Annotated in this window: 10 protein-coding genes; all 10 read left to right on the top strand. The window is 50.2% G+C overall.

Annotated elements, in window-relative coordinates:
* Nucleotides 1-191, top strand: a 191-nt coding sequence (locus ACO0LK_RS21310) for an integrase core domain-containing protein (RefSeq protein ID WP_422978605.1), incomplete at its 5' end; no start/stop codon positions are given.
* Nucleotides 191-1072, top strand: a complete 882-nt coding sequence (locus ACO0LK_RS21305) for a pentapeptide repeat-containing protein (protein WP_422978603.1) — start codon at nucleotides 191-193, stop codon at nucleotides 1070-1072. The genes ACO0LK_RS21310 and ACO0LK_RS21305, both read left to right, overlap by 1 nt.
* A gap of 443 nt (nucleotides 1073-1515) precedes the next feature.
* The gene (gene alaS, locus ACO0LK_RS21300) at nucleotides 1516-4128 is read left to right on the top strand and encodes an alanine--tRNA ligase (RefSeq protein WP_422978601.1); all 2613 of its coding nucleotides are present in this window, start codon (nucleotides 1516-1518) and stop codon (nucleotides 4126-4128) included.
* Nucleotides 4125-4640: a GNAT family N-acetyltransferase gene (locus ACO0LK_RS21295; RefSeq protein ID WP_422978599.1), complete on the top strand. Its 516-nt coding sequence runs from the start codon at nucleotides 4125-4127 to the stop codon at nucleotides 4638-4640. The genes alaS and ACO0LK_RS21295 overlap by 4 nt, the downstream gene beginning before the upstream one ends.
* 116 nt (nucleotides 4641-4756) lie before the next feature.
* On the top strand, nucleotides 4757-5275 hold the full coding sequence (locus ACO0LK_RS21290; RefSeq protein WP_422978597.1) for an NUDIX domain-containing protein: 519 nt from the start codon (nucleotides 4757-4759) through the stop codon (nucleotides 5273-5275).
* Nucleotides 5276-5964: 689 nt separating this feature from the next.
* A complete protein-coding gene (locus ACO0LK_RS21285) occupies nucleotides 5965-6192 on the top strand; it encodes a sulfurtransferase TusA family protein (RefSeq protein ID WP_422978617.1) in 228 nt (75 codons plus the stop codon).
* A gap of 592 nt (nucleotides 6193-6784) precedes the next feature.
* Entirely contained in the window at nucleotides 6785-7537 is a 753-nt protein-coding gene (locus tag ACO0LK_RS21280; protein ID WP_422978595.1) for an electron transfer flavoprotein subunit beta/FixA family protein, read from the top strand.
* 117 nt (nucleotides 7538-7654) lie between these two features.
* Nucleotides 7655-8584 (top strand): electron transfer flavoprotein subunit alpha/FixB family protein, encoded by a 930-nt coding sequence (locus tag ACO0LK_RS21275; protein WP_422978593.1) that lies wholly within the window; start codon nucleotides 7655-7657, stop codon nucleotides 8582-8584.
* A gap of 121 nt (nucleotides 8585-8705) precedes the next feature.
* Nucleotides 8706-10496, top strand: a complete 1791-nt coding sequence (locus ACO0LK_RS21270; RefSeq protein WP_422978591.1) for an acyl-CoA dehydrogenase — start codon at nucleotides 8706-8708, stop codon at nucleotides 10494-10496.
* A 243-nt stretch (nucleotides 10497-10739) separates the two neighbouring features.
* Nucleotides 10740-12434, top strand: a complete 1695-nt coding sequence (locus ACO0LK_RS21265) for a thiamine pyrophosphate-binding protein (protein ID WP_422978589.1) — start codon at nucleotides 10740-10742, stop codon at nucleotides 12432-12434.
* Nucleotides 12435-12441: the final 7 nt, after the last annotated feature.

Here is a 12441-nt window from a genome sequence, read left to right as displayed (position 1 = left end):
CACAGCAAAACGCCTACGTCGAACGCTACAACCGGACCGTGCGTTACGATTGGTTAGCCCATCATCTGTTTGATACTGTGAATGAAGTGCAGGATTTCGCCACACGATGGCTTTGGACGTACAATCATGAGCGGCCTAACATGGCCTTGGGAGGGTCTACTCCGAAACAAAAACTCGCCATTGCGGCATAGTGCTACTTTTAGCTGCGGTTAAAAATGGGGGGATTACCGTTGGATCTGCTGTAATTACCGAAGAATTGCAATTATTTTTAAAGAGAGAAATTGAACAACGTGAAGATATAATGTTGAATGCCATGCAAACTCTATTGATAGAGCTTTTGAATGTCGCATTTGATCGTCGGTTACCTATTGAGCAAATCCCAAGCTTATCCTATTTCAGCGCGACACAATACGAAATCAATGCATCGAGCGCGCTCTTAATCACACTAAACGCATGTTCTATTTCGTTGAAGAAAGTGGCTTCATTTGATTTTTCGAACCAAACATCGTTTGCAAATTTCCTTCGCAGAAATTGTCCACAACGTTTTGGAGCAAAGAACTGTGTTTTATATTCTGCCCTTTCGTTTCTAAATTTATCCGATCAATGCTTTGATTTGTTCGATTTTTATGGAGCAAATCTGGCGCACACAATTTTTGATGGAGCTCGTCTTTACTATTCGAATTTAGGTCATGCAATCCTATTTAAAACTAGTTTTGTTGGATCGATCCTAAATTACAGCGACATTGGAGAAACTCATATAATTGAATCAAATTTCACTAATGCATTATTTCATGAAACGTCGTTAAATAATCTGCAAATTTCAAATTCAAATTTTATGAATGCGAGCTTTCGTGCTGCTTCCTTTGAATTTTTAGAAGCTAAAAATAGTTCATTTGAAGGCGCAAATTTTAAGGATGCTACGTTGTCTGGTCATATAAGGTTTAGTGAATGCAATTTTTCGGAAATTGAAATAGGTGAAAAAAATAACAGGCTTAAGCTATTACTTAAAAACACAAAAATAAGTAAAAATTCACTTGCAGACCGAGCTCCCCCTGATGTAGGGCTGGATTAACACTCGTCCGTTCCTAACCATACATGTGAATATACAAAGCTTGGCGAGCATAAGCTAGAGTATGTAGATTATTTCAGTAATCCCGCGTTTGGCTCAGATACAATCGCTTGAACACAGGATTGCACTTTGAACTTGAATCCGTTTGACATTAGCGCCTCTGCCGGTGGTTTTAATTTTGCAAAAAGATAATCATATTTATGTACATTCCAGTACCTGTCACCGGCACTAATGACGATAAAACAACGTCAAATCATCAAAAAACACCTTGTAATTTCTCCTGCTTTTCTCTGTGTCCCCGCGCCTCCGTGTTGAGAGGTCTTAGGTTTTGAGGCACTTTTTCCAATAATCCCAGCCGTCAGCCATCACCCCCCATAGATATCCAGCCGAATTTATACCGTATAATCAGAAATTACCCCTATTTTTCAGCTTTGAACTATCACTCTATGAACTCGTCAGAAATCCGCGATAAATTCCTCAGCTTTTTCGAATCCAAGGGCCATACACGTGTGCGCTCTTCCAGTCTGATCCCTGGCAATGACCCTACCTTGCTGTTCACCAACTCCGGTATGGTGCAGTTCAAGGATGTGTTTCTGGGCCAGGATAAACGTGCCTACACCCGTGCCACGACAGCGCAGCGCAGTGTTCGTGCCGGTGGCAAGCACAATGATCTGGAAAACGTCGGTTATACGGCGCGTCACCACACTTTCTTTGAAATGCTGGGCAATTTCTCTTTCGGCGATTATTTCAAAAAAGATGCGATTCATTACGCCTGGGAATTGTTGACGGCTGTCTATGGTTTGCCAAAAGACAAGCTGACTGTCACTGTCTATCAGGAAGATGACGAAGCCTACGATATCTGGAAAAACGAAATCGGCGTGCCGGTAGAGCGCATTATCCGCATTGGCGACAACAAGGGTGCACGTTACGCATCCGACAATTTCTGGCAAATGGCTGACACGGGTCCTTGCGGCCCCTGTACCGAGATTTTTTATGACCACGGCCCGGAAATCTGGGGTGGCCCTCCAGGTTCGCCTGATGAAGACGGCGACCGTTTCATTGAAATCTGGAACCTGGTGTTCATGCAGTTCAACAAGGATGAAGCTGGTGTCCTGAACCCTTTGCCTAAACCATGCGTGGATACGGGCATGGGTCTGGAACGTTTGTCTGCAGTCTTGCAGCATGTGCATTCCAATTATGAAATCGATACTTTCCAGAACCTGATCAAGGCAGCTGCGCGTGAAACCGGCTGTACGGATCTGGAAAATAATTCCCTGCGCGTGATTGCTGATCATATCCGCTGTGCGGGCTTTTTGATTGTTGATGGCATCATCCCTGGCAATGAAGGCCGTGGTTACGTGCTGCGCCGCATTACCCGTCGTGCCTTGCGTCATGGCCACAAGCTGGGTCAAAGCCAGCCTTTCTTCTACAAGCTGGTGCCTGATCTGGTCAAGGAAATGGGCGTTGCTTATCCTGAGCTGGCTGAAGCGGCTGAACGTGTTGCCCAGGTTTTGAAGCAGGAAGAAGAACGTTTTGGCGAAACGCTGGAACACGGTATGAAGATACTGGAGGCGGCACTGGCAAAAGATGGCCAGAATCTGGATGGCGAAACTGCGTTCACGCTGTATGACACGTATGGCTTCCCGTTGGACCTGACAGCAGACATTTGCCGTGAGCGCAAAGTCGCGCTGGACGAAGCTGGTTTTGAAGTGGCTATGGAAGCGCAAAGAAAGAAAGCGCGTGAAGGCGGCAAATTCAAGATGGCTGCGGCAATTGAATACAGCGGCGATAAAACCAAATTCGTCGGTTACGACCAGTTGCAGCATGAAGCCAAGGTCATCGCTTTGTATGTGGATGGCAGTGCCGTCAATGAAATCAAGGCTGGCCAGCACGCTATCGTGGTACTTGATACCACGCCTTTCTATGCTGAATCTGGTGGTCAGGCGGGTGATTCCGGTGTGCTGGTGACAGCAGATGGTACGGTATTCGAAGTCAGCGATACGCTGAAAGTGCAGGCCGATGTGTTTGGTCACCATGGCGTGTTGAAATCCGGCAGCCTTAGCGTAGCGCAAGGTGTGAAAGCTGAAGTGGCGACAGAAATTCGCGCACAAACCATGCGCAATCACTCTGCCACGCATTTGATGCACAAGGCCCTGCGTGAAGTATTGGGTAGCCATGTATCGCAAAAAGGCTCGCTGGTGGATGTAGAAAAAACCCGCTTTGACTTTAGTCATAATGCACCGATGACTGCCGATGAAATCCGTCAGGTAGAAACCATCGTCAACCGTGAAATTTTGGCGAATGCTGCTACCCAGGCACAAGTCATGGGTTATGACGATGCGGTCAAGCACGGTGCCATGGCACTGTTCGGCGAAAAATATGGTGACGAAGTACGTGTACTCGACATCGGTTCTTCGCGCGAGCTGTGCGGTGGTACGCACGTGTCCCGCACTGGCGATATCGGTCTGTTCAAGATCGTTGCCGAAGGCGGCGTTGCTGCCGGTATCCGTCGTGTTGAGGCGGTAACGGGCGAAGTTGCGCTGACGCTGGTACAAAATCTGAACAGCCGCATCAATGAAGCGGCTGTTGCCCTGAAAACCCAGCCAGAAGAATTGACGCTGCGTATTGGTCAGGTGCAGGATCACGTCAAGGCACTGGAAAAAGAACTGGCGACACTGAAATCCAAAATGGCTTCCAGCCAGGGCGATGAACTGGTGAACCAGGCGGTGGATGTCAAAGGCATCAAGGTATTGGCAGCAACGCTGGAAGGTGCTGATGTAACCGCCCTGCGTGAAACCATGGACAAGCTGAAAGACAAGCTGAAAACTGCCGCCATCGTATTGGCAGCCGTGAATGATGGCAAGGTCAGCCTGATCGCTGGTGTGACAGCGGATAGCACATCCAAAGTCAAGGCCGGTGACCTGGTCAACTTTGTGGCCCAGCAAGTCGGTGGCAAAGGTGGTGGCCGTCCTGACATGGCACAAGCCGGTGGTACGGATGCCAGCGGTTTGGCGAAAGCACTGGCAGGCGTCAGCGAATGGGTCAGCGCCAAATTATGATACACGTACGTCGCGCTGAAATATCAGATGCGGCCCAGCTGCAAAGGGTGTTCGCCAGCACGGGCACCTATGCAGGGACTTTGCAACTGCCACATCCAACTCTAGCGATGTGGCAGGAGCGGCTGGAAAAGACCGACCCCAAAGACACCCGCCTGGTTGCCATCTATGATGGCGTGGTGGTTGGTTCAGCCAGCCTGCATCTGGAAAAAGCCCAAAGACGTCAGCATGTCGGCAGTGTGGGCATGGGCGTGGCGGATGCGTTTTCCGGGCGCGGCATAGGTACTGCCTTGCTGACCGAGTTATTGCATATTTCTGATAACTGGCTCAACGTGCTCCGCGTGGAATTAAGCGTGTTTTGCGATAACGCTGCAGCCGTACATCTGTACAAGAAATTTGGTTTCGACATTGAAGGCACCATGCGTGCACATGCTTTTCGCAATGGTGAATTTGTCGATAGTTATGCCATGGCGCGCCTGCATCCTCGCCAGGCCTTGGTACCAGCAAAGAAATAAGCATAAGCAAACTTAAGCAAACGGCTGTCGTTTGATTGGTCGCCTGTGCTATTTACGCCAGGTGTCGCCGTTATGCCAAAGGCACAGCCGCTTGCGAATGACAGTCTGAGGTCTGCATGGAAATTAAATTTTGCCCCGTTTGTGCCACGTCACTGATAGAACGTCCGGATGAGCAGGAAGCCGGCAAGCTGCGCCTGGCTTGCCCGGATGGACACTGGACGCATTGGGATAATCCACTGCCGGTGCTGGCTGCCCTGGTTGAAGTCGAAGGCCATATCCTGCTGGCGCGCAACGCCGCATGGCCAGAAAAAACCTTTGCCCTGATCACCGGTTTCATGGAACGTGGTGAAACGCCAGAAGAGGGTGTCGCCAGGGAACTGAAGGAAGAAACCAATCTTGATGCTGACCAGATCACCCTTATCGGCGTCTATGAATTCATCCGCAAAAACGAACTCATCATCGCCTATCACGTCAAGGCATCAGGTGAAATCCGGCTGTCACCAGAACTGCTGGAATACCGCCTGATCGCGCCAGAAAAACTCAGGCCCTGGAATGCAGGCACCGGCCACGCCATGGCAGACTGGATGCGTGCCCGTGGTCTGGAGCCGGTGTATGCAGAATGGGAAAGCAAGTAAGTTTTTTATTAGGACTTACGCAAAACCGCCCAAACTGCGTTGCAGCTCCTTGCCGTACTGTCTTCGTCGCTGACGGTGTAGTCGGTGTTTCAGGCAACATGTTGCCTGCCGACGAAACGAACCTCCCCTGCAAGGGAGGTTTCCTAAAAGCGATAGGTGCAGTCGGGGTTTCAGGCAACATGTTGCCTGCCGACGAAACGAACCTTCCCTGCAAGGGAGGTTTCCTAAAAGCGATAGGTGCAGTCGGGGTTTCAGGCAACATGTTGCCTGCCGACGTAACGAACCTCCCCTGCAAGGGAGGTTTCCTAAAAGCGACAGCCTTGCTGGGACAATTTTGCGTAAGTCCTATTTATTTTGCATGTGCAAAAAAATTGAATGCAACAAGACAGGGCAGATGCATAAACCACAAATTAATGCACTGCTGACAAGCATTGCGGGATTTTACAATTGTTTTGATCAAATACCTGAGTAAAGTAAGTCGTCAGTAAGTTTAATGACTAACATGAAGACGTAAGTGTTCATTGTATGAATTTTCGATTTTGCACTGTTTTTGTGCGGAAAATTTGTAAAATATTTGGTCTTTTGTTGTTAGTCTGCTGCGTTGCACCATGTGAATGAAAATTCCGGTAGAATTGGTGCATCAATTGTCGGGCGAATTAGCTTACTCAATTTGTATTACTGGGAAAATCATGCAATTCAATAAAGAACTGGATGCACGCGGACTGAACTGTCCTCTTCCAATTTTAAAGACCAAGAAGGCACTGGCAGAAATGCTTACCGGTGAAGTCTTGCATGTCTTGGCGACTGATCCTGGATCTGTCCGCGACTTTAAAGCTTTCTCCAAGCAGACCGGCAATGAATTGCTGTCGCACATGGAAGGCGGAAAAGAGTTTGAATACTTCATCAAACGTAAGTAACTTGCTCAACAAGTTTGCTATGTAAGTTTGGCAAACAAGTTTGGTAAATGAGTTTGATCAGGCTGCACGTACCCGCCGGCAAAGCAGTCAATAAAAACCCGCAATCATGTTGCGGGTTTTTTTATGTGTGTCGCTGATCACTATAATTCTTCGAATGCTGTCGCAGGTTTCAATGGCGGCAGGCGGGCCTGCCACATGCCTGGACAGGTATTTTTACCTTGCATTGCCGCATTTTTCCCTAGGGCGCGTTATTTGCGCTGTTTGATTAGGCATTCTGCTCTAGCACTTAAGTGGATTAAAAAGAACGCTCGTGCTAAATTATGCAAAATGTTGATGTTTTCGTTTTATAATCATTAGAATTTACGTATACGTCAATTTGAGAATGCGAAAGCGCAGTAATATAAGTGCTTCAATGTGTGAGGCTTGTGCTTGGACTTGGTAGGGCGCAGTGCTCTTCGTTAAAGCTGCAAGCTTTATGGCAGCTCAGGCAGCAAATTGTCAGTATTCAGCATCCGTATTCGGTCTCTGTATTTGTATTAAGTATATTTGTATCACCTTCGGTATTTCCCAATTAGCTCATAAAGGCAGAACTATGAAAGTCCTGGTACCAGTCAAACGCGTCGTCGATTACAACGTCAAAGTACGTGTCAAATCTGATGGCTCTGGCGTTGATATCGCCAACGTTAAAATGTCCATGAACCCATTTGATGAAATCGCTGTTGAAGAAGCGACGCGCCTGAAAGAAGCTGGCGTCGTGACTGAAGTCATCGCTGTTTCTTGCGGCGTGGCGCAATGCCAAGAAACCCTGCGTACTGCCATGGCTATTGGTGCTGATCGCGGCATCCTGGTCGAAAGCGATGCAGAACTGCAACCGCTGGCTGTGGCCAAATTGCTCAAGGCACTGGCTGACAAAGAACAACCACAATTGATCATCCTCGGCAAACAGGCGATTGATGATGATTGCAACCAGACTGGTCAGATGCTGGCAGCCCTGCTGGGTTGGCCACAGGCGACTTTCGCATCCAAAGTGACGGTTGCTGATGGTAAAGCCACAGTGACACGTGAAGTTGACGGCGGCCTGGAAACTTTGTCCCTGACACTGCCAGCCATCATCACCACTGACTTGCGTTTGAATGAGCCACGTTATGTGACTTTGCCTAACATCATGAAGGCCAAGAAAAAACAACTGGACAATGTCAAACCGGCAGATCTGGGTGTAGACGTTGCTTCTCGCGTCAAGACCTTGAAAGTGGTAGAGCCACCAAAACGCAGCGCCGGTATCAAGGTACCTGACGTGGCCACACTGGTTGCCAAGCTGCGCAATGAAGCCAAGGTCATTGGCTGATTTCATCCGGCTTGATCGGCTTGATCAAGCCTGGACAGGTTTGGATAAAGATAGAATTTAAGAATAATTTTTGTTGCCAGGGCATGGTCCCTGACGACACATCAAGTGGAAGACATCATGACTACACTCGTCATCGCTGAACACGACAACGCTGGCCTCAAGGGCAGCACATTGAATACCATCACTGCTGCCACACAATGCGGTGCTGATGTACACGTACTGGTTGCTGGCTTTAATGCTGGCGCAGTGGCACAAGCCGCAGCACAAATCGCTGGCGTTGCCAAAGTATTGCATGCAGATGCAGCGCATTTTGCAGATGGCCTGGCAGAAAACATTGCTGAACAGGTATTGGCTATTGCTTCTGGCTACAGCCACATCCTGGCGCCAGCAACTGCCTACGGCAAAAACATTTTGCCACGCGTTGCAGCCAAGCTCGACGTTTCGCAAATCTCTGAAATTATCAAGGTAGACAGCCCAGATACGTTCGAGCGTCCTATCTATGCCGGTAATGCCATCGCCACCGTGCAATCGACTGATGCCATCAAGGTTATCACTGTACGTACTACAGGTTTTGATGCTGCTGCCACCGGTGGTTCTGCTGCTGTTGAAACAATTACTGCCGTTGCTGACTCTGGCAAATCTGCTTTCGTTTCCCGTGAAGTGGCCAAGTCTGACCGTCCTGAGCTGACTGCTGCCAAAGTCATCGTGTCCGGTGGTCGTGGCATGGGTTCTGGCGAAAACTTCAAGATTCTGGAACCACTGGCTGACAAGCTGGGTGCTGCCATGGGTGCGTCTCGCGCTGCGGTGGATGCAGGGTTCGTGCCGAATGACTGGCAAGTGGGCCAAACCGGCAAGATCGTTGCACCTACGTTGTATATTGCCGTTGGCATCTCTGGCGCGATTCAGCATCTGGCCGGTATGAAAGATTCCAAAACCATCGTCGCCATCAATAAAGATCCAGAAGCACCGATTTTCTCGGTTGCTGATTACGGCATCGTTGGCGATTTGTTTGAAATCGTTCCACAGTTGGTAGCTGAACTGGGCTAGTAAGCTTGGTACTGTAAATTGTTGGCCGCTATGGCGGCCTGATGGGGGTAGGTAAGCGGTTTATCGCATCATTCAGGCGATCTTCCTGACCTGCCCCTTTTTCTTTTTTTGGGATACAAAAATGAGCTATGTTGCCCCTGTCAAGGACATGCTGTTCCTCATCAATGAATTGGCCGGTCTGGCGGAAGTGAATGCCTTGCCTGGCTGTGAAGATGCGACGGCAGAAACCGTAGAAGCAGTGCTGGAAGAAAACGCCAAGTTTGCCGGTGAAGTGGTCGCGCCGCTGAACTGGCCTGGTGATCAGGCTCCCAGCTACTGGAAAGACGGCGAAGTCTTCACCACCAAGGGCTTTAAAGAAGCCTTCAAGATGTTTGGTGAAGCAGGCTGGCAGGGTGTGCAGCATCCGCAAGAATTTGGCGGCCAGGGCTTGCCCAAGCTGGTGGCAACCCCGTGCATAGAAATGTTGAATGCGGCAAGTATCTCATTTGCCCTGTGCCCCTTGCTGACCGATGGCGCGATTGAAGCCCTGCTGACGGCAGGCAGCGACGAACAAAAAGCCATCTACCTGGAAAACCTGATTTCCGGTAAATGGACAGGCACCATGAACCTGACCGAGCCACAAGCCGGTTCTGACCTGGCGATGGTACGTACCCGTGCGGTACCGCAGGGCGATGGCACATATAAAGTATTCGGTACCAAGATTTTCATCACCTATGGTGAACACGATATGGCAGAAAATATCGTCCACCTGGTGTTGGCACGCACACCTGATGCACCAGAAGGCGTCAAAGGTATTTCGCTGTTCATCGTGCCCAAGTTTTTGGTGAACGCTGATGGCAGTTTGGGTGCACGCAATGATGCACATTGCGTATCGATAGAACACAAGCTGGGCATCAAGGCCAGCCCGACTGCGGTATTGCAATTCGGCGACAACGGTGGTGCCTTGGGTACCCTGGTTGGCGAAGAAAATCGCGGCCTCGAATACATGTTTATCATGATGAATGCCGCCCGCTTTGGTGTTGGCATGCAGGGTATAGGTGTGGCAGAACGCGCTTACCAAAAGGCCGTGCAATACGCCAAAGACCGCGTGCAATCGCGTGACCTGGCGGGTTCTGCCGGCCCGGTTGCCATCATCAACCACCCGGATGTACGCCGCATGCTGATGTCCATGCGTGCCCAGACTGAAGGTGCACGTGCACTGGCCTATGTGGCTGCCGGTATCAGCGACTTTGCCCATCATCATGCAGATGCCGCAGTACGCAAGGCCAACCAGGCCAAGTATGAATATCTGGTACCTATCGTCAAAGGCTGGTCCACAGAAATGTCGCTGGATGTCACATCGACTGGTGTGCAGGTACACGGCGGCATGGGCTTCATCGAAGAAACCGGCGCCGCGCAACACTACCGCGACGCCAAGATTTTGACGATCTACGAAGGCACGACAGCCATACAGGCAAATGACCTGGTAGGCCGCAAGACTTCACGCGATGGCGGTGCCACAGCCAAAGCATTCATCGCTGACATGCGCGCAACAGAAGCACAACTTACGGCGATTGGTTCTGTTGATGCGCTGGCGATACAGCGTCAATTGGCAGCAGGTACAGCTGCGCTGGAAGATGTGGTTGATTATGTCGTCACCAACTTCAAGCAAGACATCAAAGGCGTGTTTGCCGGTAGTGTCCTGTACCTGAAGCTGGCAGGCATCGTCTTTGGTGGCTGGCAAATGGCGCGTGCTGCCATCATCGCCCAGCAAAAACTGGATGCGGGCGAGGGCGATGCGGCTTTCCTGAAAGCCAAGATCGCCACGGCACGTTATTTCGCTGACCATATCCTGTCAGCAGCGCAAGGCTTGCGTTCTGCGATTGTGGATGGCAGTGCAGGTGTCATGGCCTTGTCGGAAGATCAGTTCTGATGCTGGTGGTAACAAAATCAGTGGTTTGTTTTAATAAAAACTGAATAGAAATTGAATATAAGCTGAATAAGGACGGCTCATTCCATGTTGAATGAGCCGTTTTTTTTGATGTTGTCCTGTTTGTCCTTTCCTGGCTTGTCTCTCCCAAATCCTGTGTGCGTTAGCGCATAGAGGCTTTTCACGTTCATCTCTACCATCAAAGCTGGGCATCTGTTTTGCCCGCCCCCGGATGAGGAGAATCCCATGCAACAAACCGTCGCTGAATTTTTGGTTGCCACCTTATATGACATTGGTGTTCGTCAGATTTTTGGTGTGGTGGGCGATGCGCTCAATCCTTTTACTGACGCGATACGAAGACACAAGGGCATGGAATGGATAGGGGTAAGGCATGAAGAAGGTGCTGCACTTGCGGCAGCAGGCCAAGCCAAGCTGACCGGTAAGCTTGCGGTCTGTTGCGGCACGACAGGTCCGGGCGCCAATCACCTGATCGCGGGCTTGTATGAGGCGCACAAAGATCATGCCCCTGTGCTGGCTATTTCTGGCGGGGTGCCGGCCGCTCAGCGGGGTAATGATTATCTGCAGGAAAATACACCTGATCTGCTGTTTCGCGATGTCGCGGTATACACCCAGACGCTGACGAATGCAGAACAGGCCGCACATATATTTCATCAGGCTATTGCCCATGCTTATAGCATGCACGGAGTTGCTCATCTTAACATTCCGCCAGACGTATTCTCTGCAAAAACGGATGCCACGATGAGCAGTCTGGCCACCCTGCGTGCCGCACCAGAAATGGCTGCCGATCCTGAGGATGTTGCGGTGGCGGTTCATTTAATCAGCCAATCAAAAAAAATCGCGATTTTTGCTGGTGCAGGCTGTCGTTCAGCCATTGCACAAGTACTGCAACTGGCAGAACGTTTGCAGGCACCTGTCATGCATACTTTTCGGGCCATGGACATGGTGGCCCATGACCATCCTTTGTGGATGGGAGGGGTAGGCCTGATAGGTGGTGCGCCGGGTGTTGATGCCCTGCAAAATGCAGAATTGGTGCTGATGCTGGGATCCGATTACCCCTATACCGAATACCTGCCCAGGAACGGTAAGGTCATACAAATCGACTTGCGCGCCGAGGTGCTGGGGCGACGCACCGGCGTGCAATTGGGCATAGTCGGTGCGGTCAAACCCAGTGTCATGCAATTGCTCGGGCAATTGCCGCAGCGGCAAGATCAGGATTTTTTGCGGAGCGTGAGCGAAGCACGCAAAAAATGGGAAGAGATGCTGGATAAAAAAGCCGGGTTGAAAGACAGCAATGAGCATGTCAATCCGCAGGCTCTGACACGTGGCATCAGCCTGCATGCGCAAAGTGATGCTGCCATTATCATCGACACGGGCGTGGTGACACTCTGGTGCGGTAATTGGTTGCAGCAATCTGGCCAGCAAAGAATTTTGGCTTCATTCAATAACGCTGCTGTAGGCACCAGTTTGGGTCAGGCCAATGGCGTGCAGGCCCTGAATCGCGACAGGCAAGTCATCGTGGCGGTAGGGGATGGCGGCTTTACCATGTTGCTGGGTGAATTCATGACCAGTGTAGAACATCGTTTGCCGGTCAAGGTGATTGTTTTCAATAATCAGCAATGGGGTCTGGTCCATCTTGAAATGGAAGAGGCGGGTTTGCCTGCAGATAAAGGCAGCACATTTCCGAATATGGATTTTGCATCCTTTGCCCTGGCCTGTGGTGCATCAGGATTTACAGTGAGAAAATCCAGCGAACTGGAAAATGGCTTGCGCCAGCTATTTGCCGCAAGCGGCCCCGCGCTCCTGAATGTATTTATCGATCCCGCAGAGCTACCGTCCATGCCACATATCCACATTGACCAGATATGGCGTTTTGGTTTAGCACGCGTCAAGGAAGCCTTTTTGTCCATACGTGGTGGCTGAGAGGGAG

The sequence above is a fragment of the Undibacterium sp. Ji49W genome, assembly GCF_049340205.1.
In the GTDB taxonomy this organism is placed as follows: domain Bacteria; phylum Pseudomonadota; class Gammaproteobacteria; order Burkholderiales; family Burkholderiaceae_D; genus Undibacterium.
The sequence above is the reverse complement of the archived record's forward strand: the minus strand, read 5'-3'. Positions and strand labels throughout refer to the sequence as shown.

Coding starts and splice junctions, on each gene's coding strand:
- ACO0LK_RS21265 (WP_422978589.1), top strand. CDS start 10,740: ATGCAACAAACCGTCGCTGAATTTTTGGTTGCCACCTTATATGACATT.
- ACO0LK_RS21275 (WP_422978593.1), top strand. CDS start 7,655: ATGACTACACTCGTCATCGCTGAACACGACAACGCTGGCCTCAAGGGC.
- alaS (WP_422978601.1), top strand. CDS start 1,516: ATGAACTCGTCAGAAATCCGCGATAAATTCCTCAGCTTTTTCGAATCC.
- ACO0LK_RS21290 (WP_422978597.1), top strand. CDS start 4,757: ATGGAAATTAAATTTTGCCCCGTTTGTGCCACGTCACTGATAGAACGT.
- ACO0LK_RS21285 (WP_422978617.1), top strand. CDS start 5,965: ATGCAATTCAATAAAGAACTGGATGCACGCGGACTGAACTGTCCTCTT.
- ACO0LK_RS21295 (WP_422978599.1), top strand. CDS start 4,125: ATGATACACGTACGTCGCGCTGAAATATCAGATGCGGCCCAGCTGCAA.
- ACO0LK_RS21270 (WP_422978591.1), top strand. CDS start 8,706: ATGAGCTATGTTGCCCCTGTCAAGGACATGCTGTTCCTCATCAATGAA.
- ACO0LK_RS21280 (WP_422978595.1), top strand. CDS start 6,785: ATGAAAGTCCTGGTACCAGTCAAACGCGTCGTCGATTACAACGTCAAA.